Origin of the sequence: uncultured Psychrobacter sp. (assembly GCF_947500265.1) — a bacterium.
Lineage (GTDB): Bacteria > Pseudomonadota > Gammaproteobacteria > Pseudomonadales > Moraxellaceae > Psychrobacter.
Map to the genome: position 1 here is coordinate 14,506 of NZ_CANMRN010000001.1, position 25,620 is coordinate 40,125.

Consider the following 25,620-nt stretch of genomic DNA (forward strand, 5'->3'; position numbering starts at 1 on the left):
ACTTGAATTAAGCGACAGCTAGTGACGCCTTGCTACGCTTCTAAGCTTTTGTAGACAAAACTGATCACAATCCTGTTAATAGACCGAAAATCTCAATGTTAAGAATTTAAAAGGTGTTTATGATGAGGTAAGAAAGCTAGGAGGTTTTACTAAACTGGTAAGAAAAGTGTGTTATATGGCTTTGAGACACCATGTGGCTTTGATTTTTTTGATGCTATTTGCCAGCTATCAAGTGATAGTGCGTGCTATTCATTAGTACTTATTGATAGAGCTTTATCGAAAAGAGCAGTTGTAGCTAAGACGTATGGTAAACGTCCATAGCTACAGCACGAACGAAATATGACTAATACAACTGCTATAACAATGTGATGTGCAAACACCGATGGGTTAGCCACTGTTTAAATACAGTTATATATAAAATGATACATTATGTATCGAGTTAAAATCTAACAGAGATATAAACAAATATCAACTATTAAACTTAACAGTCATTAGAGAGTCTCAGTGGTTTACTCTGAAAAAGAAGACGGTACTATACTGAAGCGATCGTAGAGACAAATTCAGTCTTTTGAGCAATTACAAACTTGCTTTGATAAACTAAAGGCCCAATATCCTCATGTAGATACGTTGTCGATGGGTATGAGTGGAGATATTGAAGCTGCCATCAGTGCAGGTTCGACCATGGTGAGGATCGGCACAGAAATTTTTGGAACGCGAACTTAAAAGGTCATAACAGACATATGTCAGATAAAAAAATCGCATTTATAGGCACAGGCAACATGAGCTATGCCATTATTGGTGGCATGGTAAAAAACGGTTTTAATGCAAACAACATCATTGCTACAAACCGCAACCAAGAAAAGCTTGCAAAGGTAGCAGACGATTTTAAGGTAAAAACCACCAGTGACAATAACGAAGCCCTACGCGATGCTGATGTTATTGTATTATCTGTTAAGCCTCAAATGATGGGCGATTTATGTAAATCGTTTCAAGAGTCAGGCATAGATTTTAGTGATAAATTATTTATATCGGTTGCCGCAGGTTTAACCGTTGAGCGTTTACGTGAAATGCTCGGCCAAGACGTTAAGATGGTACGTTGCATGCCAAACACACCATCGCTACTAGGGCGTGGCGTGTCAGGTTTATTTGGTGCAAACGAAACAGCCGATGAACACGAGTTTGTACAACAAGTCTTTGAATGTACTGGTATTGCTGTATGGGTTGAGCAAGAGTCGCAAATAAACGATATTATTGCTGTGACTGGCTCATCGCCAGCTTACTTTTTCTTATTTATGGAAGCCATTGAAGAAAAAGCGAAAGCACTTGGTTTTAACGATGAAGATGCCCGTCGCTTAGTACAACAAACAGCACTTGGCGCTGCCGAAATGGCACTTAGCCAGCCTGATATTAGTATTTCGCAATTACGCTCAAACGTAACAACTAAAGGCGGTCCTACTCACGAAGCTGTTGAGCACTTAAAAGATGAAGGCTTAACTAAAACCGTTGGCGATGCTATGGATGCGTGTATTGCACGTGCGGAGCAAATGGAAAAAGAACTTTAAAATTATACTGTATGCATCAGATAATGCTTCTTATAAACAGAATTTAGTCTGGTTATTATTAAATAACACTTTCTAGAGTCTTCTCAGTATTTGATATTTAGACGGTGAAATATCGTCATGAATGTCGAATAAATAAAAGTAGCTTATGTCATCGCGTAAAGGGTCACTGATAGCTAACCATTTCGTAGATAGAGTATTAGAGTTAATGCCTAGTATTTTCAGTGCCGCCGCTTTGATAAAGTCTAATAATTAAAAGCCCATCATTTTAAGATATCGACTATATACCCTTATATCATTACCTCACCATAACAACCAGCAATTTTCCAGCGCGTTAAGGAATAACAAATGCCTGCCAGTACCACTAATAATATTAGCAAAATCAATCAAGACGATATCAATAAAGCCGTATGGAATGCCTGCGATACTTTTCGCGGGGTCATCAGTGCCGATACCTATAAAGACTTTATTTTAACCATGCTGTTTCTTAAGTATTTATCAGACGTCTACCGCGATGAATACATCAAGCTGGTCGAGCAGTTCGGTGACAATCCCGAATTGATCCACGCCATGATGTCCAAGCAGCGTTTTGTCTTACCTGAAGGTGCGAGCTTTTGGGACTTGTATGAGCAGCGTCATCAGCCGGGCAACGGTCAACGTATTGACGAGGCGCTACATGCGATCGAAGAAGCCAATGGTACCAAGCTCAAAAACGTCTTCCAAGATATCAGTTTTAACACGGATAAACTCGGTCAAGAAAAGCAAAAGAATGAGCTACTCCGCCACTTATTAGAAGACTTTGGCAAAGACATTCTCAATCTAAGTGCTGAGCGCGTCGGTAGCTTAGACGTGATCGGAAATGCGTACGAGTACTTAATCAAACACTTTGCCGCCAGTAGTGGGGCGACGGCTGGCGAGTTCTATACGCCGCCCGAAGTGTCTAACTTACTGGCGACTATCCTTGAGCCTGTGGAGGGTGATGAGATATGTGATCCAGCCTGTGGTTCAGGCTCGCTACTCATCAAGTGCGGGGCGATGGTACGCAAAAACTCAAATTCTAAGAAGTATGCTCTATACGGTCAAGAAGCCATTGGCTCGACATGGGCACTGGCCAAGATGAATATGTTCCTACACGGTGAGGACAACCACCGTATCGAGTGGGGTGATACCATCCGCAATCCGCTGCTACTCGACAAAGACGGCAAGCACTTATTACAGTTCGATGTGGTGACGGCCAACCCACCGTTTTCACTGGATAAATGGGGTCATGAGGATGCCAGCAGCGATCCCTATGGGCGCTTTCATCGTGGTGTGCCGCCCAAGACCAAGGGCGACTATGCCTTTATCAGTCATATGATTGAGACGCTCAAACCCGCGACTGGACGCATGGGTGTGGTCGTGCCGCATGGCGTGCTATTCCGTGCGTCAAGTGAAGGTAAAATCCGTCAGCAACTCATCGAAGAAAACTTGCTCGATACGGTGATTGGTCTGCCCGAAAAGCTGTTCTTTGGTACAGGTATTCCAGCGGCTATTTTGCTGTTTAAGAAAAACAAAACTGATGACACGGTGTTATTCATTGATGCCAGCAATGAGTTTAAATCAGGTAAGAACCAAAACCAGCTGACTGAAGACAATATTGCTAAAGTCATTGAGACGTATAAGGTGCGGGAAAGTGTCGATAAGTACGCTTATCTAGCGAGCTTTGATGAAATTAAAGAAAACGACTTTAACCTCAATATTCCGCGCTATGTCGATACGTTTGAGGAAGAGGCAGAGATTGATCTGGATGCGGTGCGTACTGAGCGTCTTGAATTAAAAACTGAATTAGATAGTTTAGAGACTGAGATGGCAGGGTATCTAAAGGAGTTAGGTTATGGCGCGTAGTCTGAATGCCCATCAAATACCGAAAGGTTGGCAATATGAACTTCTAGATAAATTAGCAGAACGATGTAGTGGTCATACACCGAGTAAATCATTTCCTGAGTACTGGAATGGTGGTATCAAATGGATATCATTAGCTGACTCACATCGACTGGATAAAGGATATGTATACGAGACAGATAAAGAAATTTCTACAGAGGGTATAAAGAATAGTTCAGCTAACGTTCATCCTGTTGGTACTGTCGTTATATCAAGAGATGCTGGCATTGGTAAAAGTGGTGTTATGGCTGAACCAATGGCTGTCAGTCAACATTTTATCGCGTGGAAATGTGACAATGAACAAAAAATGAATAACTGGTATTTATATAATTGGCTTCAATTCAACAAGCATGAATTCGAACGTCAAGCTGTTGGCTCGACTATAAAAACAATTGGTTTACCATTTTTTAAAAAGCTTAAGATAGCAGCCCCACCTTATCTAGAACAACAAAAAATCGCCAATATTTTATCGACTTGGGATAAAGCGATTAGCACCACCGAGCGTTTGATTGACAATAGCACCCAGCAGAAAAAAGCGTTGATGCAGCAGTTGCTCACAGGGAAAAAGCGGTTATTTGATGATGAGGGAAAAAGGTTTGAGGGTGAGTGGGAAGAGATAAAACTAGGAAGTTTATACTCTTTTAAACGGGGTAAGGGTATATCCAAAGGTCAGCTAACAGAAAATGGTAATAAATGCGTGCTGTATGGTGAACTATATACGCATTATGGTGAAGTTATTCACGAAGTTAAAAGTAGAACAAGAGAAATAAACTCTGTTAAGTCTATAAAAGGTGATGTGTTGATACCAGCATCGACAACAACTACAGGAATTGATTTGGCGAATGCTACAGCAGTTCTTGAAGATGGTATCCTCCTTGGAGGAGACATCAATATTCTTAGACCTAAAAAAGCAACTGATGCAATATTTATGGCTCATCTTCTTACTCACATAAAGAAGTTCGAAATTGCTAGAAAAGGTCAAGGCATTACGATTATTCATGTTTACGGAAAAGATTTAGCAAATTTAGACGTTTTAACTCCTAAAGATTTAAAAGAGCAACAAAAAATAGCCATCGTGTTAACCAATGCCGATAAAGAAATCGAATTGCTTGAGCAGCAATTGGCTAGTTTGCAGCAAGAAAAAAAGGCGCTGATGCAGGTGTTGTTGACAGGTAAGAAGCGGGTGGTGGTTGATGGGTAATCAAAACGCATGGCAAACGCATGGCCATAATCATGGATAGTGTAGATGCGCCACTGGCTAAGCCTTTGGGTACTATCAGCCAACGACATTGTATCTAAACAGCAAGATCACCACCGCCGCGCTGATCAGCACACTCAAAAAGATATAGAACAAAATATTATCACTAGCTAGTGTCTTCTCCACCTCAGAATGCCCCAGCTTATCAAAGGTAATGATATCTTTGTTTAGGCTGGCGTAATCAATAGTTTTTACTGACTCGATAAAGTGATCGACGAACCAATACGGCCACTGGTGTGGTTTGAATGGGGGAATATCGCTTAGCTGAGTATGCTTGGAGAATTTTTTCCAGTTACTGTCATTTAGATTGATACTGTGCATACGCCAGTCGGTAAAGGTGTAAGCACTGATATTTTTAGAAAACACCACGTCCACATCCTTATGATGCTGATCCCTAAAGATTCTTTGCATTAGCGATGAGACTCGCTCCTTTGTGCCTTCTAGACACTGCAAAAAGCTGTCATTGTTGTTGCACAAAAAGCCTACGATCTTATTGTCTTTATTATACGCTTCTGAGTGACGCTGTATGTGTTCAAACACCGAGTTGTCAGTGGTATTGACACCGCTAACATAGATTAATCTGATGAGAGCGTTGTCAGGGGTATCACTCATAGAGGCTTCTAGTCTGGCGTGGCTGTGTATATTTGTCTTGGTATGCATATTAGCGGTTACTTCTTATTTCTACGAGTATTTTGAATGCTATTATAAAATATATCGTAGCGATTTACATAATCTTAGCGTATGAGAAATATCTTTAAACGTCTATATTTAGGGTTAGTGCTCTACTGTTCATAACATTACCCACTGATATAACATGGAGATAGACGAAAGTCAGTCATTTTTGACAATAGAAGGCTTTTGTTGTCTTTTTTATAACATTTTTTAAGGTGGTCGGGCTACAATCTATAGAACCAAATAAATAACCAAACAAACGCTATGTCTAAAGTGGGCAAATATGATCAACTCTAATTTTAATAAAAGCGTCAACTTTGCAGAAGAATTCAGCGCAAAAATCCCTGCTTTAACCTTGCTCACCACACTAGGCTATGAGTTTATTCCGCCGAGCCAATGCATCGCCATGCGCTCAAAAGCTGCTTTAAATAAGGCTACTGACCAAGTCGTATTACTACCTATTATGCGTGCATTTTTAGCTAAGCAAACTTTTGTGTTTGAGGGCAAGCTACATCCTTTATCAGATAGCGCCATTGATAAGATCATGCATACCCTGACCCCTGCGATGAACCTTGGGCTACAGGCGGCAAACGAGGCACTATACAATGCCATGCTCTATGGCGTGACCGTGACCGAGTTTATCGATGGCAAAAAAACCTCGCAGACTATCGCTCTGATAGATTGGAATAATATTGGTAATAATAGCTTTCACGTTACTGAAGAGCTGGTGGTACTCAATAGTGAAGGTACGAGTAGCCGTAGACCTGATATCGTCTGCTTTGTGAATGGTCTACCGCTGGCAGTGATCGAAGCCAAGCGCCCTGACTCCAGTAGAGAGTGGCAATCGACCAATGCCCAAGCGGTATCCCAGCATATTCGTAATCAACATCAAAAAGAAATCCCGCATCTATTTGCCTATAGCCAGTTATTATTAGCGGTCAATGGTAATGATGGTCTGTATGCCACCTGCGGTACGCCTGAGAAATTTTGGGCAAAATGGGTTGAAGAAGAAATCTCTGAGCCTGAGTTTCATCGTTTAAAGAACCAAGCGCTCAGTCCTAAGCAAATTGAGAATTTGTTTGGTGATCGTCCTACTTCTATCAAAGAGGAATATCAGTCATTAGTTGATGGCGGTGATTTAGTCGTCACCGACCAAGACCGCTTAATCATCAGTCTTTTGCAGCCACAGCGTCTGCTTGAAATGACGCGCATGTTTACCTTGTTTGACAAAAAGGCTGGCAAAATTGTTGCCCGTTATCAGCAAGTCTTTGGTATCAAAGCCTTGATTGAACGTATCAGTAGTTTCGATGAAAAGGGCAGTCGTGAGGGCGGTGTCATTTGGCATACTACAGGTAGTGGTAAGTCCTTTACGATGGTTTTTTTCTCTAAAGCGCTTATTTGGTTAGAGGAGCTAGCGAAGTGCCGCGTTATTGTTGTCACCGACCGTGTCGATCTTGAAACTCAGCTTAGTCAAACCTTTGCTTCTGGTGGCGTATTATCCGATCGCGATAAATCCGATGCCATGGCAACCTCTGGTCGCCGTCTAGCTGAGCAAATCGGTCACGGTAACGAGCGTGTTATCTTCTCTATTATTAATAAGTTTGGCTCAGCCGTTAAGTATGATGAATGTTATAACGACAGTCCAAACATCATCGTCATGGTCGATGAAGGTCACCGTAGCCAAAACGGTGAGAATAATATCCGTATGGCACAAGCCCTGCCAAACGCCGCTTTTATTGCCTTTACGGGTACGCCTCTGCTGAAAGATGACAAGACTGAGAATAAATTCGGTAGCATCATTCACTCCTATACCATGCAGCAAGCGGTCAAAGACAAAACTGTCACGCCACTGTTATACGAAGAGCGTATCCCTGAGCTGAATACCAATGACCAAGCCATTGATAGCTGGTTTGACCGTATTACCCAAAAGCTCACCGATGATCAAAAAACCGACCTAAAACGTAAGTTCTCACAGAAAGGTCAAATCTATCAGGTTGAAGGTCGTATTGAGCTGATCGCTCATGATATCTCTGATCACTTTCAAAACTTTAAACAGCAGCATCTAAAAGGGCAGTTGGCTTGTGATTCAAAAGCTTCAGCTATCCGCTATAAAATAGCGTTAGATAAGATTGGTAAAGTGACCTCAGTGGTTGCTATGTCACCACCGGATACCCGTGAGGGGCATGATACCGTTGATGGTGAGTCAAAAGACATTGTCCAGAACTGGTGGCAAGCCAATGTTGTCAAAGAGTATGGCGGTGACGAAAAAGCCTATACCAAAGCCATCATAGAAGCCTTTAGTCAAGATGATGGCCCTGACATTATGATTGTCGTTGATAAGCTATTAACGGGCTTTGATGAGCCAAAAAACACCGTGCTGTATATCGATAAGCCTTTAAAGCAGCATAACTTGATTCAGGCGATTGCACGGGTAAACCGCTTGCACGAGAAAAAACGCTTTGGTTATCTGATTGATTATCGTGGCATCCTAAAAGAGCTAGATATTACCATTGAGAAATACCAAGACTTAGCAGAACGTACGCAAGGTGGCTTTGATATCGAAGACCTTAAGGGTCTGTATAACGCGATGGATACCGAGTATAAGCAGCTACCAAGACTACATAGCGAGCTATGGGCTATTTTCTCATCGGTGAAAAATAAACAAGACGGACAAGCGCTAAGGCAGGTGCTTGCACCAAAGATGCAGGAAATCGAGGGCAGAGTAGTCGATACCAAGCTCAAAGAGCGTGATGACTTTTATGCGGCTTTAACCGCATTTTCTAACGCTATGAAAATTGCGTTGCAGTCAGCGTCTTTCTTTGAAGATGCCTCGTTTGATGGCAAGCGTGATCGTTATAAACAAGATCTAAAAGCTTTCATCAATTTACGTAAGCAAGTACGCGCTGATGCGGACGAAACCATTGATTATGATGAGTATGAAGCAGATATTCGCAGCTTACTCGATAAGCATATCGCAGGGCTTGAGGTTCGCGAAGCCAAAGGCGTTTACCTAGTCGATAATTTAGGAAAAAATGCTAAGCCCGAGACAATGAGTGATGATGAAGCGCGTAACCAAACGGATAAAATTACTGGTCGTGTCACTAAGATGATTGAGCAGGATTTGGCTGATGATCCTTATGCCCAAGAGTATTTTTCTAAATTGCTTAAGCAAGCGATTGCTGATGCTAAAGCCATGTTCGATGCGCCAGTGAAGCAGTACATGATGTTTGCTGACTTTGAGCAAGCCGTCAAAGACCGTGATGTCGCTGATGTATCAAATGAGTTTGTCGATGATAGTGGGAAGTTAAACAAACATGCCCAGGCGTATTTTGGTCTGTTTAAGCATTTATTTGATACTGATTTCTTGATAGATAAAGAGTTAGATAACGACCAGCTAGTCGCTTACGCCTTTGAGATTGATAAGATTGTTAAGACAGCAGTGGCTGAGTATTCTATTAACCCAGCAGAGATCGAAAATGCTATTAGTGTCAAATTGCTGCCGATGTTATTTATGGATTTGGGTATCGATAAAGCGCAACAACTCATTGAGGAAGTACTAAAGATTACCCGTCTTGGACTTTCGAGAGACAAGTAGCCTAAGAGCAGTAAGAGGGTAGTAGGCAATGACTAAGAATGGTGTGTTTTATTATGGTCAAGACACAATTGACTATGAAGTTGTGCGTAAAGAAGTAACTTATAAAGAAAAGATAAACCAGACTGAAAGCGACAAGCTGATTGCTAAAAAGACCAAGCCTCGAAAAGTGGTTATCAAAGTACATCCTGATCAGCGTGTGGTTGCCACCGCACCTGTCGATGCTACCGATGAGATGATTTATGATGCGATGATAAAACGTGCTCGCTGGATATGGCAAAGCCTACAGGACTTTGCCAAACAACAAGATCATGTATTGCCTAAGCGTTATGTTAGCGGTGAGACCCAATTTTATCTGGGTCGTCGTTATGTGTTAAAAGTGGTAACTAATGCAGCAGCTGCTGATGAGATACACAGCAGGGTGAAGCTTAGTTGCGGTAAGCTGAATGTAGAATTATCTCAAAGTGATTCTGAGTTGGACGCTGAAGAACGAGCTGTCTTAGTTAAACGTCTTATTGATGAATGGTATAAAAATAAAGCCAAGCTTATCTTTATAGAACGCCTAGAGACAGTATTACCTAAAGCAGCGTGGGTAACTGACATACCAGCTTTCAGATTGCTAGTTATGAAGAAGCAATGGGGCAGCTGCTCTACTAAAGGCAATCTAATACTTAATCCGCACTTAGTAAAAGCACCAAAGGAATGCATTGATTATGTAATATTGCATGAGCTATGTCATATAGCTGAGCATAATCATAGCGAGCAATTTTGGCGCTTATTAACGCAAGTAATGCCGAACTGGCAAGAGGTAAAAGCGAGGCTTGATGAGATGGCTGAGCTTTATTTGAATGAGTAAATCATAATACCTTTATCGCAATTAACATAAAAACCACCTTCAAAAAGGTAGCTAGCTATCAACTAAAATAACCCGCGTCAGGCGGGTTATTTTAAGTTCAGTTCTGAAACGCTTTTTAACTATGGCGTACCTGCATGCCCCACTTTCACTTGCACAGCTAACATACGTCCTTTGGTTTCTACCTTGCGAGAGGCCTCATCCCAGTCTGGCGCCGCGCACATAAATAATGTCTTACCATCATGTCCACCAAGAGTAACCGCAAAGATACCATCAGGTGCAGTATCGATAGTTTCTAAAATTTCACCACCCTCTGCTATGCGTACTGCTCGCTGGTTTATGGTATCTGCGATCCACACAGCACCCTCGGCATCCAAGGCCAAACCATCAGGTAATATGCTGGCATTTTCTATACGTAGACCCAGATTTGGCTCATCACCTAATTCTCCAAAATTAGCAAAATCACGCTTGTCTCCGAGGCTACCATCTTCTTTGATATCAAACTGCGTAACTTTGTTGCCAAATAGCTCGTTAACGATCAATGTTTTCTGGTCTGCAGAGATAACCATACCATTTGGAAATGCTAATCCTTCAGCAACAACCTGTGAGCTGCCATCAGGTTTGATCAATACAAGCCCTGTATTTTCATGGTCAGCGCCACCCATCAAATCAAAACCAAAGTTGCCGACATAAGCATTACCATTGGCTGAAACCACCATGTCATTGGCATGACCACCACAATGCTCCCAGATATCAGCGTGAACGACCAAGTTACTATCATTTTCTAGTCGTAAGACTTTGCGGTCTTTCATCGATACAACCAGCAAACGCCCATCAGGCAACCATCCTAAACCGGAAGGTTGCTGTTCAACATGCACAATCTTTTCTGCCACTCCTTCATCATTAACTCGATAAACGCCTTGAGTATAGAAATCGACAAACCATAGCGCATTTTGATACCAGCGAGGCCCTTCTAAATAGTGAAAGCCATCAACAGCAACTTCTATTTCATATTTCGACATAATCATCTTCCTTGATTGATAGACAAAATTATTTAAACAATATTTCTTATCAGGCTATTTCTTCATATATTGCAGTGACTTCTTCTAAAGTCATATCTTTGGGATTAGTTGCGATTAGCCGTGCATAGGTATTGATAACTATGTCAGCTAGAGCAGGAATATCGTTCTTTGTAATATCCAGTTCACTCAAACGGTATTTAAGACCACTATTTTCCAAAAACGTTTTTAGTTGACTAATAAATGAAGTCGCGGCGTCTAAATCAGTCATTCCAGCTGTCTGAGTAGGCATGACAGCATGAGCAAGCTCTGCGTATAGAGGAGCAGCTTTTGATAAGTTAAATGTAAAAACACCGCACATGACTAGTGCATTAGCATGTCCATGTGGAATGTGGAAATTAATACTAAGAGGGTAGGAGAGTCCATGAACGGCGGCTACAGAGGCATTGACGAAGGCTATGCCAGCTAACGTAGAACCTAACAACATATCGGCACGAGCATCAATATCGTCACCTTGGTTTAACACTTTTTCAAAATTATTCCAAAGCATCTGTAAGCCTTTTAGGGCTAGTGCATCTGAAATAGGATTCTTTTTAGTGCGACTGGTATAGGCTTCAATACAATGCACCATGGCATCAAGCGCAGTTGCTGCAGTGATATGACGGGGTAATTTTAGTGTTAATGTTGCATCTAAAATGGCGACGTCAGGTAGGATTTTAGGAGTATAAATAGCTTTCTTACTACCATTTTTTGCGGTAATTACGGAGACAAAGGTAGATTCTGCGCCCGTACCAGCAGTAGTCGGTATGGCAAATAGCGGCAGTTTTTTGAAACCACTAATATCTCTATCTAAAATATCGTTAACGGACTGAAAGTCGTTTGGATATAAGGCGACAATCTTTGCTGTATCAATAGAGCTTCCGCCCCCTAAACCAATGATCAAGTCACATTGATTGTCTCTTGCAAGCCCAATAGCGCTTTCAACAATCTCAATAGGTGGGTCAGCAACGACATTGTCGAATACAACGACACTAACGTCTGCTTCCTGTAAGGCTTGCTGGGCGATATTGACATAGCCTAGTTCGGAGATGCCAGCATCTGTAATGATTATAGCTGAGGTGGCAGAATATTGTTTTGCTAAGACCCCTAGCTTTTGGCGCATGCTGTCAGCTTCGCTGACAATATGACCATTAGTATAAAATTCAATCCCTGTCATTCTGTTCTTCCTTGTATATATACTCACTTGTTGAGAACAAACGATGCAAAAGTAAGAGTGCTCTTATATCGATTAGAATCTTATAAGGCGTCAATGCTTTTCAAGCGTATTAGGTAACTACTTACCTTATTAACATTTGTACTTTCAATACATTTTTTACAAAAGCAGTGTGCAGTGAGCTGCAAAAAAACGTATTAAAAGATTCTAGGTACCAGAAAAGTAAGCAATATCTGAATTTATTAGCATGCTTAACTAGCCGATGTTTGTAAGGTATTACATTATCATAAATATTAGAGAATAGTCATTAAATGATTTGACAGCTATCACTTTAGTTGCTAATTTCAGATGAATGTTTAGGCGTACGTTAAGTATATATTGACCTAGTTATCTATAACTACTGCTAATGGCGTATTTAACTTACCTGTCAAATATTATAAAAACATAAATTAAATTAATGAACTTATGACTACTATCAAAAGGAATTGATAATGAAATTAGCACCCATTTTTTCGATAAGTGTGCTAGCCGCGATGAGCCTTTTAGGTTGTTCAAACCAATCCAGTAATGGTATGACTTCCTCAGAAGAAGCCACTGTTTTACGTTTCTCACATTTCTATCCTGCAACATCTGATATTAATAAAGAGATTTTTGAACCTTGGGCAAAAAAAATCGAAGCTGATTCGGGCGGGCGTCTTAAAGTTGAGGTATATCCTTCGGCCACTATTAGTAAAGCGGATACAGCTTATGAGTCTGCTGTAAAAGGAACCATTGATATTGGCTCACAAGTACAAGGTTATACAAGTGGTCGATTCCCACTATCTCAGATTGCAGAGCTTCCAGGATTATCTAACTCATCAACACAAACAGGCTGTATGCTGCAAACTTTGTATGACAATGGTACGATTGCTGACGAGTATAAAGATTCTCACTTGCTCTTTATGTTTGCCACAGGGCCTGGAACCTTGCACAGTACTAATAAATTGATCAGAACTCCTGAGGATATGAGAGGTATGCGTATTCGTAGGCCTTCAGCAGTTGCAGGTGACATCATCGAAAGTATGGGAGCTTCTCCTGTGGGGCTGCCTGCCAATGATATATATACTTCTTTACAGCGTGGTGTAGTTGATGGATTAAGCTTTCCGTGGGAAGCTATGGAGACCTTCAAACTAAATGAGTTGACGAAGTATCATACTAATATGCCATTTTATAGTTCTGCTTTAATGGTAACTATGAATAAAGCTAAGTATGAAGGTCTGCCAGAGGACTTGAAACAAGTTATTGATGACAATTCAGGTATGGCGCTTAGCAAGAAAGTAGGGGCTATGTGGGATAAGACTTATTCAACGCAGCTACAAGCAGCTATCGATCAAGGAGATGAAGTTGTCGATATCCTAGACCCACTCAATGACCCAGATTGGAAAGGCCCACTTGAAAAAGGTACAAAGAAATATCTTAATGATGTGGAGTCTTTAGGACTAGATTCTTACGGGGTCTATGATAAGGCTAAAGAAGCTAGTGTAGTCTGTAAAGTGTAATCTCACAAAAGTTTTAGCTAAAATATAGCTAAACTGAAAAAGCCTCAACTTTGAGCTGAGGCTTTTTTTGTTTTTCTGATTATAACTATTTCAAGATTTACTTACCTAGGACAAGCTGTCCACCAGAAAAGCTAATGCACCCCTCACAAAACCAAGAATTTAATCTCCTTGCATAAGGTACATCTGCTGGGACATCTAATTGATAGGGACGACCACAGTACTCACAGTGTACGTCATCTAAATAAACCTGACATTCTGCAAGTGCAGTAAATAATGCATTAATCTCCGTGTTGTGGTCATAACAAAGCAGTTCTAAATGCGCTATATAATCACTGGGCGACGCATAGGACCAATACTCATAGCACAGACGCTTTGCTGTATCATCCAGAGCTGAATCAAAGACAAAGTTCAAACTCATAACATTCTCCTTAGTATCCATAGCCAGTGTGTGGTAGTAGCTCGTAAAGCTCACTCTGTAGCTGACTACACATATCATCAACGACATAGTCAGGATTGGTCTCTAAGCGCGTCTGAACCCATATGCGCAGCGCCATATGATTATCAAAGCAACTATCAACACTTAGGAACCTAGCTAAACCAGTACCTGACTGAATACAGAGCTCACAAATAAGGTAGTTAGCAATATTATCTGCGCCATTACTGACATAGCCACTAGGTTTAAACGTCGCATGCAGTTTATCGTAATCAATCATTTTCATTGTGAGGCCCCTTATCGGTAGATACCTGAGCAATCTGACTGCGATTGACCAATGCTTCAAATGCACTACCATCCTGCCGAGTCATATTCGGTACGTAACGGCTATAAGTATTAAACAGCATCTTGGTTGTAGAGTGCCCCATTTGACTGGCAATCCATTCAGGACTTTCGCCAGCAGCCAACCATAGCGTTGCTGCGGTATGACGAGTCTGATAAGCATTGCGCTTCTTCAGACCTAAAATCTTAAGAGTAGGGTGCCAAACACGTTTATTCACGTTGTTGTAATCAAGTGGCTCACCCGTATGCGCACAAAACACATAATCAGATCGCTTATAAGTGATGGCCTGCTGTTCCTTCAGAGCATCGTAGACCCAAGGTGACATTTGAATCGCACGGTAAGACTCTTGAGTTTTAGGAGGAACAATTTTGCCTTTAACATAAGCTTGTTTGATTACAATCTCACGTCGATCAAAGTCAATGTTCTCCCACGTCAATCCATCGATCTCACTCGTACGCATCCCTGTGAAAAAACGTACCAGATAATAATTGCGATAGTCTGCTCTCACCCCATTAATAAACGTCCAAACCTCACTTAGTGTGAATGGTTGGATATCTGTTTTAGGTTGCTTGAGCGCATTGATATCGTAGTAAGGATTATCAAATTTATAGCGTTTAGCTGCTTCTTTTAGTATCATACCTAAAGGTACCATTATCGAATTGATGCGTGCCGCTGACAGATGTTTGTTAGCTTTTCCGTACGTTACTTTGGCGAGCGATGAACGGAAGGCTAATACATCTGTCTTTTTTATGAGATGAATGGGTTTAGTCCCAAACTTAACAATCAAGTACATATCAATAATCTCCTTTATTTTGCGCTTATAAGTATCACGCCATTCAATTTCTTTTTCAGAGAACCATAATTCTGCAAACTGTTCAAAAGAGGGCGTATCGGTACTAATGCATTCCTTGCGGTCGTTTAACGCTACCATCTGTGCCGCTTTATCACTTTTTGGAAAGTACTTAGCGTAGTTGAACAGTCCTAAGATGATTTCTGCTTCCATTTTCTCAGCCACCTTCTCAAGCTTCTTGCAATTCGCTGGCGTGTCTGTAAGGTTTGTCGTCTCCCGACAGCGTATACCCATATAATAAAAATCGACAAATAGCATATTGCTTCCTTTACGCCTTCTGATACTAGCCATCCTATTTCTCCTTATTGTAGTGCCATGGCGTTGATGCTACCGGCAATGCCAGTGCGCATATCTTTTTCAATTTCTTCCCAAATGTATAAAATCTTACGACCACCGAACGGGCGTATATAATGAATACCTTCGATAAGCACACTATCTTTGAGCTCATTACGGATAGTACGAGGGTTATATTTGATGAGCTCAGAAAGCTCTTGGGTAGTTAGGTAGGTATGTGACATAATAAATTCCTTGTAAGCCAATTAAATAACTAGGTTATTTTATCGAGACAATAAATAGTTTTATAAAAGTAATTTGTTGTTCGATAGAAGTACTTTACTAGCTATCGTTAGTCGATGCAAGTACTTTTTTAGTCTATTAAGGAATTATTAATGATTTTATGTAATTTACCAGTGCTACTAGCTGAACGACGTATGAAGGTGGCAGATCTAATAAGGATGACAGGAATTAGTAAGTCGACAGTGCACAAGATCTATAACGAACAGACCTCAAGAATAGATTTTGACACTATGGATAAAATTTGTGAGGCATTAGATATTGAGGTAGGTGATTTATTTACTTATGTACCTAACGACTCGCTAGATAAAGAGAAGTAAATAAATATTGAAAGTGTTTTAGTTAATTTAGGGTGGAGGTCGAAAGTACTACTCTGAAAGAAAGGCGAAATAGATAGCAGGCGCAACTTAGGCACAATTTGGGCACACACGTTTTTTGATGATGTTTGCTAAAGGTGAGAAAAGAGATAATTTGAATCGACGTATAGTTTCCTTTTCCGCTACAGCCCATATTTTACGGACAAAAAAAAGCCCCAATCTTAAGATTGGGGCTTTTCGAATCTGGTAGGCGTAATCGGATTCGAACCAACGACCTCTACCATGTCAAGGTAGCGCTCTAACCAACTGAGCTATACGCCTATTTAGGTTGAGCATTTTAGCAAGTTTCCCAGACTTTGCAAGTCTTTTTTAGCATAAACCTCTTTTATTATCATAATATTTGATATTCAGGCTTATATTAGATATTTGGATATATTTTTGTGTATATTTACTAAATATCTAATTTAATACGTTTAGTTTTTATTGTTAATAAACAGGGTAACGCTAATGATTAAACTCTTATAACTGGTATGATATCTCTCTAAACGACGTAATCATCATGATAATAATGGCTTCAAGTCAGTTATGCTGAGTAAGCGTTAAACAAATGTTAAAAACAGTTGGAGAATAACATGGGTCTCTTGGTAGATGGGCAGTGGCAAGACAAGTGGTATGAGACAAAAGAGAGTGGTGGCCGCTTTCAGCGTGAAGATGCTGGTTTTAGAAACTGGGTAACGGTAGATGGTAGCGCAGGGCCAACAGGTATTGAGGGCTTTAAAGCCGAACCTGATCGCTATCATCTATACGTGTCGCTAGCCTGTCCTTGGGCACACCGTACCCTTATCTATCGCAAGCTTAAAGGCTTAGAAGACATCATTCCGATATCTGTAGTACATCCATATATGGGTGAGTATGGTTGGACGTTTGCAGAAGGTGCAGGCGTCGTTGCTGATCCAGTTATCAATGCAGACTATGCCTATGAGTTGTATACCAAGGCCAAGCCAGACTATACAGGCCGTGTCACCGTACCTATCTTGTGGGATAAAAAAACAAACACAATCGTGAGTAATGAATCATCTGAAATCATTCGCATGTTTAACTCTGCCTTTGATGAGGTCGGGGCACTAGCAGGTAGTTTTGTGCCAGCAGAGTTATTGCAAGAAATTGATGATATAAATACCTTCGTCTATTCAACTATCAACAATGGCGTGTATAAGACAGGATTCTCTACCACACAAGAGGCTTACGAAGAGGCTTTGATTGAGCTGTTTGCGGCATTAGATACACTTGAGACGCGCTTAGCACATCAGCGTTACCTGACAGGTAGCACCATAACTGAGGCAGATTGGCGACTGTTTACGACGTTGGTTCGTTTCGATGCTGTCTATGTTGGGCACTTTAAATGCAATCTGCGCCGTATCGTTGACTATCCAAACCTTTGGGGCTATCTGCGTGATTTATATCAGGTACCTGGTATCGCAGAGACAGTAAATATGAATCATATCAAGCAGCATTATTACACTAGTCATGCCAATATCAACCCCACGCGTATTGTCCCTACTGGCCCAGTGCTTGATTTTAATGAAACACATGACCGTGCACGTCTATAGTTTTATTTATTAGAAGATATTCAAAAAAAGCCCCAGCTACTAATAGGTAGCTGGGGCTTTTACATTATAAAAGGTATTACAACTACTATTAGGCATTGTTTAGCTGGCGGGCCGCTTCTAGAGCAAAGTAGGTCAAGATACCATCAGCGCCAGCACGGCGGAAACCAATCAGCGACTCTAAAATCACTGCATCACTTAACCAGCCGTTTTGAATGGCTGCCATATGCATAGCATATTCGCCAGATACTTGATACGCAAAGGTGGGTACGCCGAAAGTGTTTTTAACTTCACGAATCAGATCAAGATAAGGTTGACCAGGTTTGATCATGACCATGTCGGCGCCTTCGTTGATATCCATAGCCACTTCATGTAGCGCCTCAGCACGATTGCCAAAGTCCATCTGATACTGTTTCTTATGGCCACCTTTTAGGTTACCAGCACTGCCAACGGCATCACGGAATGGACCGTAGTAAGCAGACGCATATTTGGCTGAGTAAGCCATAATAGCCGTATTCACAAAACCTTCTGCTTCAAACGCATCACGCATGGCCTTGATACGGCCATCCATCATGTCACTAGGAGAGATGATATCTGCACCGGCGCGTGCATGTACCAGCGCCTGCTTTACCAGTACTTCGATGGTTGCATCATTGATGACGTAACCGCTGTCATCAAGCAGACCATCTTGACCATGTGAGGTATAAGGGTCTAGCGCTACATCAGTCATGACGACCATCTCTGGCACAGCGTCTTTGACTGCTTTTATCGTACGTGCAGTCAGGGCGTTTTCGTCATAAGCGGCGCTACCGTCTGGCGTTTTCAAAGCGTTATCGATCACAGGGAAAAGGTCGATGGTTGTAACACCTTCTGCTAATAACTCTTTGGCATAGTTGATTAGCAAATCAATCGATAAGCGTTCAACGCCTGGCATACTAGCGATGGTTTCGCGCTGGTTTTCGCCTTCTAATACAAAGACAGGGGCAATAAAGTGCTTGGGGTGTAGCTCCACTTCACGAATCATTGAACGTACATTGTCGTTGTAGCGCAGACGACGTAAGCGAGTAGCAGGGTATTGACGGTTAAAGGTATAGCTCATAATAATTCCTTGTGATTGTTTTAATAGTTATCATATTACATGGTTAAAATAATATCGCTATAAGCGATATTTTATAGAATTAGCTTATCAAAATCTGTGCTTTATAAGTGGCCGTGTATAAAGACAGCTTGTATAAAGAGAGCTTATATAAAGTGAGCCTACTATAACCAAAAGACGTCAGTAAAAGCAAAAAGCCCCACCACGTTAAGTCGGTAGGGCTGATAGTACGTATCGACTGTCAATGTGATGATAGAGCTGCGTCATCAGATTAAGGCTAGGTCATTTAAGGCTCAACAATCTGGGTCACAGGAACTTGCTCAACACTATTGTTATTGAAGCGAGTCTCTTCAGTGACCACGCCGACAGCGGCATCCTTCTTACCATCATCATTCACATCAACGATAGCAGTCGGTTTGAAAGTAGTCGTTTCTACCGCTTGCGACTGCTTAATGGCGACAGCTTCTTGCGGCGTAGTCACACGCGCTGAACCAGCTGCTTTGATGGCATTTGTCGCTTTGGTTTTTGCACTAGTAGCAGTTCCAGTGACAATCTGCGCCAAGTTGGTGTGCTGCGGTACAGGGATGACAGACGGTACATCAAGGTTCGCACCGCCACCAAGCGCTTGGTACAGCTCAATCTGGCTAACGATTTTCTGTAGCTCTAAATCTAGGATACCTTGCTGAGTAGAGAACAGTGAACGCTGCGCATCAAGTACGTCTAAGTAATTGTCCAGACCTGCTTTAAAGCGCGCATCTGCTATCTGATATGTCTGCTCAAAATTATCTTGCAGACGATACTGCGCCTCTAACTGCTCACCAAGTGTCGCACGCGTAGCAAGTACATCTGACACTTCACGGAATGCCGTTTGAATAGAGCTCTCATAACTAGCAAGCGTTTGCTCACGTTCGATTTGAGCCACATCATAGTTGGCGTCTAAACGGCCTGCGTCAAAGATAGGAACGCTCACGCTAGGTCCAAACGACCAGCCAACGGCACCATTTTTGAATAAGTCATTTAAGCTGCCGCTACTGACGCCCACACTACTGGTCAAGCTAATAGATGGGAAGTAAGAGGCACGTGCCACTTCTATATTCGCACCAGCAGCTTTTAAGTTGTATTCTGCCTGTAGCACGTCAGGACGATAACGTAGTAATTCACTTGGTAGACCGGCATTAAATATCTGCTGGCTAGTAATATTACTGACAGCAGGTGTTGGGATAAGCTCGTTTGGAATCGCGCCACCAACCAAGTACTGCAATGCATTGCGTGATTGAAGAACGCTAGTCTGGGCACGTAATACAGCAAGCTTGGCATTCTCTAATGAGGCAGAAGACTGTAGTGAAGGTAGCTTAGGATCGATACCTGCTTCAAAACGTTTATCCGCGATAAATAGCGAACGCTCACGACTCTCAACTGTAGCTTCAGCCAGTTTTAATTGCGCTAAGCTATAGCTTAGGTTGGCGTAGCTTTGCGCAATATTACTAATCAAGCTGATTTGGGTCGCATCTTTGGCTGCTGTGGTCGCCAAAAAGTTCTGCAATGCTTGATCTTTTAAGCTTGAGATTTTACCCCAAAAGTCGAGCTCGTAATTGGCAAGACCCAAGTTGACACTGTAGCTACTACTAGGATTTCGATCAGTACGATTCTGTGCTGAGCGAGTATAACCAGCACTGCCGTTGATAGCTGGCAAATCGTTAATATCGGTAATCTGATACTGTGCACGTGCTTTTTCAATGGCTAGGCGCGCACTTTCAAAGTCTTTGTTTTTTTCAAGACCGAGAGCAATCAGACCTTTTAGGCGCTCATCGCTATAAAAATTCTGCCAGCGTTGACTGGCAATGCTTGCTTGGTCAGCACTACTGACAGTCTCTTTGTCAAATGCACCATAAGATTGCTGCATAGGTATATTAGGCTCTGCTAGCACAGGGCGCATATCTGCTTTTGGAATGGTGTTACAAGCGGCCATGCTTATTGCTAGCGCAGTCAGACCCAACAGGCGGCCACTGTTTTTGCGCAAACGAGATAGTGCTGGCTGCGCATCGATAGCTGTCATAGCTACCGATGACGAGTTAGTGATAGATGTTTTTTGAGCACTCATTGTGTATTGTCTCCAAGACTTGCAGGCTGATAACTCTCAGAAGGTGTTGGGTTATGCGAGTTAGGCGTACCATTGCCACCATCTTTATCATTGGGTGTATTGTTCTCATATTTATGCGGGAACGCACTACGCACCCAGATATAGAACATTGGGATAAAGAAGATACCTAAGAGGGTTGCTGTGATTACCCCACCAACAACACTAGTACCAATAGCGTTTTGACTGCCTGAACCTGGCCCATTCGCCAAGAATAATGGCACAACACCCAGACCAAAGGCAAGCGAGGTCATGATAATCGGACGCAAACGTTGGCGTGCTGCGGTCATGACGGCCTCTCTGAGACTGTAACCTTCCTCTTGGTGTTCTTTTGCAAATTCAATAATCAAAATGGCGTTTTTGGCGGATAGACCAACGACAGTCAGAAGACCAACTTGCAAGTAGATATCATTGGCAAAACCACGTAGCCAGGTAAATATCACTGCACCCAATACCCCAAGTGGAATCACTAGTAGCACAGAGAAGGGAATAGACCAGCTTTCGTACAAGGCTGCCAAACATAAGAAGACAACTAGGATTGAAAGCGCATAAAGCATCGGCGCTTGGGCACCTGATTTTTGCTCTTCCAATGACATGCCTGTCCACTCATAACTGATACCTTCAGGTAGCTTGTCTATCATCGCTTCCATCGAGCTCATTGCTTCACCAGTACTTAGTCCTGGTGCGGCGCTACCTTGGATGTTCATTGACGGTAGGCTGTTGTAACGAGTAAGACGCGGTGAGCCTGACTGCCACTCACTACTAGAGAATGCATCGAATGAAATCATATCGTTCATGTCATTTCGTACATACCATTTGCCAATATCATCAGGGTTGGTACGGCTGCTGGCTTCACCTTGTACATAGACGCGTTTGATACGGCCACGATCGATAAAGTCATTAACGTAGCTTGAGCCCCACGCTGTTGAAATGACGCTATTGATATTGCTTAGTGACAGGCCATAAGCCGCCGCTTGTTCTTGATTGATATTTATTTTAAGTTGTGGCGAGTCTTCTTGCCCGTTAGGACGTACGCCAGCTACTTGATCGTTCTGCGCGGCCATACCTAAGAGCATGTTTCGGGCTTCAAGTAGCCCATCGTGTCCAAGGTTACCACTGTCCTGAATCATTAAGTCAAAACCACTGGCGTTACCAAGCTCGGTAATCGCTGGTGGGACGATGGCAAATACTTGTGCTTCGTTTAGCTGAGTAAAGAAGTATCCCATCGCTCGACCAGCGACAGCTTGAGCGGTATTTTCATCGCCCGAGCGTTCCTCCCAGTCTGATAAGCGCACAAACGCCAGACCCATATTCTGACCTTGACCTGCAAAACTAAAGCCTGCAATGGTAAAGACCGAAGCGATATTATCGGTTTCTTGGGTATCGTAATAGTTTCTAACTTTATCCAATACATCTTGTGTCTCATCTAACGTAGAGCCAGCCGGGAGCTGAACCAAAGTAAACATAATACCTTGATCTTCTTCTGGTAAAAATGAGCCTGGAATACGTAAGAACACGACCGCCATGATACCGATGATGGCTGCATAGCCAATCATATATAACCATTTAAAACGAATGCTTTTGCCGACAAAGTTCTCGTAAGAACGGCTAAGTTTAAAGAAGCCACGGTTGAACCAACCAAAAAAGCCTTTTTGCTTTTCGGTACTGCCTTTTTCATGACTTTTGCCACGTTTTAGCAAGGTCACACATAGGGCAGGGGTAAATACAAGCGCGACCATGGCAGAGAGCACCATGCTGGTAATCAGCGTGATAGAGAACTGACGATAAATCACACCTGTTGAACCACCAAAGAAGGCCATCGGTACGAATACTGCAGACAAGATAAGCGCAATACCAATAACGATTTTACTGATTTCGCCCATTGACTGGATAGTTGCATCTTTGATAGAGATGTGAGGATCTTCTTCTAGTATTCGCTCGACGTTCTCTACGACGACGATCGCATCATCGACCAGTAGACCGATAGACAATACCATGGCAAACATGGTCAACACGTTGATACTGAAGCCAGCAACGTATAGCACTGCAAAGGTACCTAATAGAACAACAGGTACTGCAAGCGTTGGAATAATGGTTGCGCGCCAGTTCTGTAAGAAAATGAACATGACGATAAATACTAAGACAATGGCTTCGATAAGCGTATGTACAACTTGCTCGATAGAAAGCTTCACGAATGGCGTTGTGTCATAAGGAACAACTGATGCTAGACCTGTTGGGAAGTTTTGCTCCAGCTCTGCCATACGCGTGGCAACAGCTTCGCGAGTTTCAAGCGCGTTAGCACCGCCTGCAAGTGAAATACCTAGACCGGCGGCTTCTTGTCCATTATATAAAGACAAAATACTATAGTTCTCACTACCGATTTCGACATCTGCTACATCACCCAAACGTACTTGTGCACCAGAAGTATCCGTTTTTAGCAAAATGTTTTCAAACTCTTCAGGCGTTTGTAGATAGCTTTGAACAGTAACAGTAGCGTTGATAACCTGTTTGTCTGTGTCGGCAGGTGCTTGCCCCAATTGACCAGCAGATACCTGAGCATTCTGTGCTCGTATCGCATTGACGACATCTGAAGGTATCATGTTGTAGCTACGTAGGCGTGATGGGTCTAACCAAACACGCATCGCATAAGTAGAACCAAAGACCTGAACGTCACCCACACCTTCGACACGACTGATCGAATCAAGGACGTTAGAGTTAATATAATCGGCAATATCCGACCGATCCATATTGCCGTCTTCAGAGATAAACGCCTGTACCATCATAAAACTGCTAGATGATTTGTTGACGTTGACACCTTGACGCTGCACTGATTCAGGTAGCGAGCTCATCGCGGCTTGTAGTTTATTCTGTACCTGCACTTGCGCAGTATCAGAGTCGGTACCGTTTTCAAAGGTTAGCGTCACAGACGCACTACCATTTGACGAGCTCGACGATGACATATACATCAGACCGTCTAGGCCTTTCATACGCTGCTCAATGATCTGTACTACTGAGTTTTCTACGGTTTGCGCATTGGCACCAGGATAGCTTGCACTGACTGAAATCGTTGGTGGTGCGATACGTGGATATTGTTCAATCGGTAGATTAAGAACGGATATCACCCCGATGAGCATGACCAAAACAGCCAGCACCCATGCAAAAATAGGGCGATTAATAAAAAAACGTGACATAGTATATCCCTAAGTCTTCCTGTCTTGAATGGAATTAGTTGGCAGCGGCTTCTGTTGGTTTTTTGGTAGAAGTCTCATCGCCAGCTGGCTTTTTATCCATCGTTTTTGCGGCTTGCTGCGGCGTTTTGGTATTAGGCGCATTTTTTGCAGCAGCTGGTGCTGGATTTGCGCTTTCTAACGGTTTAGCGACTACCTCTTGGTCAGGCTTGACCTTAGCACCGCCAATCACAACCACTTTGTCACCTGCTTTCAAGCCTTCAGTGACGACCCATTGTCCATCGTAAGTACCATTAATGGTGACCGGACGTACTTGGATTTTATTATTTTCGTCAACGATATAAACTTGCGTCTCACTCTTAGGCGTACGAGTGACCGCACTTTGCGGGACAAGGGCTGCGTTGGTAATAACGCTCTGCGTCAAACGTGCCGTGACATACATACCTGGTAGCAGAATGTTATTGCTGTTTGGGAAAATAGCACGCAAAGTGACAGCACCTGTTGACTCATCAACTTTGGCTTCAGACAGTGCAAGCTTACCGCGTACTGGGTAAACAGAACCATCTTCTAGCACCAATTCAACTGAGTTCATACCCGGTTGAGCACTACCATCTGCGATCTGCTGACGAAGCTTTAGCAATTCAGAAGAAGACTGGCTGATATCAACGTAGATAGGGTCTAAGCGTGAAATAGTTACCAATGGATCTGCTTGACCAGCACTGACCAGAGTACCAGCAGTGACGCTAGAGCGATCAGTACGACCGGTAAGCGGTGCGCGTACGATTGTACGGTTTAGATCTAAGGTACTGGCTTCCAAACCTGCTTTTGCGGTCTGAATGCCTGCTTTTGCACTCTCAATACCTGCTTGAGTTTGACCGACAGCGGCAGCGGCACTTTGTACAGCTGCTTGTGCCGTACGTACGGCTGTTTGTGCTTGATCGTACTGCTGCTTTGAGATGGCATCAATACTGACCAGACCTTGCAGACGTTGTAAGTCATTTTGCGCTTGTGCTAATGACGCTTGACGACTGACTAGCTCAGCTTTTGCATTGGCATTGTTTGCCACAGCAGTTTGATAGTTAGCCTGTGATTGCTGTACGGCAGCTTGGCCACTCGTTACAGATGAGGCATAGTTATCGGTGTTGATGCGATACAGTGGCTGACCTTTTTTGACGTTGCTTCCTTCACGGAATAGTACTTCGTCAATCACACCGTTGACCTGTGGGCGGACGTCAGCAGTTTGATAAGCTGCAGTACGACCAGAAAAAGTTTGTACTTGAGGGACGGTATCGAGAGTGACTGTCTGAACGTTGACAACCGCAGGCGGCATTTGCTGCTGTGCGGCTTGCTCACCAGCGGCGTCCTCGTTTTTGTCACAGCCAACCAGTACAGCTCCAGATAGTACAGATGCTATTACAAGCGCAAGATAAGAGTGCTTCATCAATGTCCTCG

At 42.6% G+C, this 25,620-nt stretch carries 19 protein-coding genes, 1 tRNA gene and 1 pseudogene; 9 read left to right on the forward strand and 12 right to left on the reverse strand.

The window, feature by feature from the left end; translation table 11 throughout:
- Nucleotides 1-561: 561 nt before the first annotated feature.
- The 4 genes and pseudogenes from Q0788_RS00050 to Q0788_RS00065 form a co-directional block, all read left to right on the forward strand.
- Nucleotides 562-723, forward strand: a pseudogene (locus Q0788_RS00050) (alanine racemase); the annotation flags it as partial.
- Between the two features lie 17 nt (nt 724-740).
- Nucleotides 741-1,562 carry a pyrroline-5-carboxylate reductase gene (gene proC / locus Q0788_RS00055; RefSeq protein ID WP_298807134.1) on the forward strand — a complete coding sequence of 274 codons (822 nt, stop codon included), beginning with the start codon at nt 741-743 and terminating at the stop codon, nt 1,560-1,562.
- 345 nt (nt 1,563-1,907) lie between these two features.
- Nucleotides 1,908-3,443, forward strand: a complete 1,536-nt coding sequence (locus Q0788_RS00060) for a type I restriction-modification system subunit M (RefSeq protein ID WP_298807135.1) — start codon at nt 1,908-1,910, stop codon at nt 3,441-3,443.
- On the forward strand, nt 3,433-4,680 hold the full coding sequence (locus Q0788_RS00065; RefSeq protein WP_298807136.1) for a restriction endonuclease subunit S: 1,248 nt from the start codon (nt 3,433-3,435) through the stop codon (nt 4,678-4,680). Before Q0788_RS00060 ends, Q0788_RS00065 begins: the two co-directional genes overlap by 11 nt.
- 75 nt (nt 4,681-4,755) lie before the next feature.
- Here the strand turns inward: Q0788_RS00065 and Q0788_RS00070 are convergent, their stop codons facing one another.
- Complete coding sequence (locus Q0788_RS00070; RefSeq protein ID WP_298807137.1) at nt 4,756-5,349, reverse strand: BLUF domain-containing protein; 594 nt, start codon at nt 5,347-5,349, stop codon at nt 4,756-4,758.
- 343 nt (nt 5,350-5,692) lie between these two features.
- Here Q0788_RS00070 and Q0788_RS00075 point away from each other — a divergent pair, with 343 nt between their 5' ends.
- Both Q0788_RS00075 and Q0788_RS00080 read left to right on the forward strand, forming a co-directional pair.
- Entirely contained in the window at nt 5,693-9,004 is a 3,312-nt protein-coding gene (locus tag Q0788_RS00075) for an HsdR family type I site-specific deoxyribonuclease (protein ID WP_298807138.1), read from the forward strand.
- A gap of 28 nt (nt 9,005-9,032) precedes the next feature.
- The gene (locus Q0788_RS00080; RefSeq protein ID WP_298807139.1) at nt 9,033-9,857 is read left to right on the forward strand and encodes a M48 family metallopeptidase; all 825 of its coding nucleotides are present in this window, start codon (nt 9,033-9,035) and stop codon (nt 9,855-9,857) included.
- Between the two features lie 119 nt (nt 9,858-9,976).
- On the opposite strand, the gene Q0788_RS00085 is transcribed toward Q0788_RS00080, so the two are convergent.
- Together Q0788_RS00085 and Q0788_RS00090 are read right to left on the reverse strand one after the other, a co-directional pair.
- Complete coding sequence (locus Q0788_RS00085; protein WP_298807140.1) at nt 9,977-10,876, reverse strand: SMP-30/gluconolactonase/LRE family protein; 900 nt, start codon at nt 10,874-10,876, stop codon at nt 9,977-9,979.
- Between the two features lie 49 nt (nt 10,877-10,925).
- Complete coding sequence (locus Q0788_RS00090) at nt 10,926-12,089, reverse strand: iron-containing alcohol dehydrogenase (protein WP_298807141.1); 1,164 nt, start codon at nt 12,087-12,089, stop codon at nt 10,926-10,928.
- A gap of 488 nt (nt 12,090-12,577) precedes the next feature.
- On the opposite strand from Q0788_RS00090, the gene Q0788_RS00095 reads away from it, so the two are divergent.
- Complete coding sequence (locus Q0788_RS00095; protein WP_298807142.1) at nt 12,578-13,624, forward strand: TRAP transporter substrate-binding protein; 1,047 nt, start codon at nt 12,578-12,580, stop codon at nt 13,622-13,624.
- Between the two features lie 97 nt (nt 13,625-13,721).
- On the opposite strand, the gene Q0788_RS00100 is transcribed toward Q0788_RS00095, so the two are convergent.
- From Q0788_RS00100 to Q0788_RS00115, 4 genes are read right to left on the reverse strand one after another with little or no spacing between them, the layout of a single operon-like run.
- On the reverse strand, nt 13,722-14,042 hold the full coding sequence (locus Q0788_RS00100; RefSeq protein ID WP_160020794.1) for a hypothetical protein: 321 nt from the start codon (nt 14,040-14,042) through the stop codon (nt 13,722-13,724).
- A 10-nt stretch (nt 14,043-14,052) separates the two neighbouring features.
- Nucleotides 14,053-14,343 (reverse strand): hypothetical protein, encoded by a 291-nt coding sequence (locus Q0788_RS00105; RefSeq protein ID WP_298807143.1) that lies wholly within the window; start codon nt 14,341-14,343, stop codon nt 14,053-14,055.
- Nucleotides 14,330-15,541: a site-specific integrase gene (locus tag Q0788_RS00110; RefSeq protein WP_298807144.1), complete on the reverse strand. Its 1,212-nt coding sequence runs from the start codon at nt 15,539-15,541 to the stop codon at nt 14,330-14,332. Before Q0788_RS00110 ends, Q0788_RS00105 begins: the two co-directional genes overlap by 14 nt.
- 11 nt (nt 15,542-15,552) lie before the next feature.
- Complete coding sequence (locus tag Q0788_RS00115) at nt 15,553-15,768, reverse strand: hypothetical protein (RefSeq protein WP_045447035.1); 216 nt, start codon at nt 15,766-15,768, stop codon at nt 15,553-15,555.
- A 150-nt stretch (nt 15,769-15,918) separates the two neighbouring features.
- Here Q0788_RS00115 and Q0788_RS00120 point away from each other — a divergent pair, with 150 nt between their 5' ends.
- Nucleotides 15,919-16,143 carry a helix-turn-helix transcriptional regulator gene (locus Q0788_RS00120; protein ID WP_060491549.1) on the forward strand — a complete coding sequence of 75 codons (225 nt, stop codon included), beginning with the start codon at nt 15,919-15,921 and terminating at the stop codon, nt 16,141-16,143.
- Between the two features lie 241 nt (nt 16,144-16,384).
- Here the strand turns inward: Q0788_RS00120 and Q0788_RS00125 are convergent.
- Nucleotides 16,385-16,461: transfer RNA gene (locus tag Q0788_RS00125), tRNA-Val, on the reverse strand.
- A 311-nt stretch (nt 16,462-16,772) separates the two neighbouring features.
- Here Q0788_RS00125 and Q0788_RS00130 point away from each other — a divergent pair.
- Nucleotides 16,773-17,750: a glutathione S-transferase family protein gene (locus tag Q0788_RS00130; RefSeq protein ID WP_298807145.1), complete on the forward strand. Its 978-nt coding sequence runs from the start codon at nt 16,773-16,775 to the stop codon at nt 17,748-17,750.
- A gap of 88 nt (nt 17,751-17,838) precedes the next feature.
- On the opposite strand, the gene hemB is transcribed toward Q0788_RS00130, so the two are convergent.
- The 4 genes from hemB to Q0788_RS00150 all read right to left on the reverse strand — a co-directional run bounded on the left by hemB (nt 17,839) and on the right by Q0788_RS00150 (nt 25,609).
- A complete protein-coding gene (gene hemB, locus Q0788_RS00135) occupies nt 17,839-18,846 on the reverse strand; it encodes a porphobilinogen synthase (protein ID WP_298807147.1) in 1,008 nt (335 codons plus the stop codon).
- Nucleotides 18,847-19,129: 283 nt separating this feature from the next.
- Nucleotides 19,130-20,944: an efflux transporter outer membrane subunit gene (locus tag Q0788_RS00140; RefSeq protein WP_298807149.1), complete on the reverse strand. Its 1,815-nt coding sequence runs from the start codon at nt 20,942-20,944 to the stop codon at nt 19,130-19,132.
- Nucleotides 20,941-24,171 (reverse strand): efflux RND transporter permease subunit, encoded by a 3,231-nt coding sequence (locus Q0788_RS00145; protein ID WP_298807150.1) that lies wholly within the window; start codon nt 24,169-24,171, stop codon nt 20,941-20,943. The genes Q0788_RS00140 and Q0788_RS00145 overlap by 4 nt, the downstream gene beginning before the upstream one ends.
- Nucleotides 24,172-24,205: 34 nt before the next feature.
- Complete coding sequence (locus tag Q0788_RS00150) at nt 24,206-25,609, reverse strand: efflux RND transporter periplasmic adaptor subunit (RefSeq protein ID WP_298807152.1); 1,404 nt, start codon at nt 25,607-25,609, stop codon at nt 24,206-24,208.
- Between the last annotated feature and the right edge of the window lie 11 nt (nt 25,610-25,620).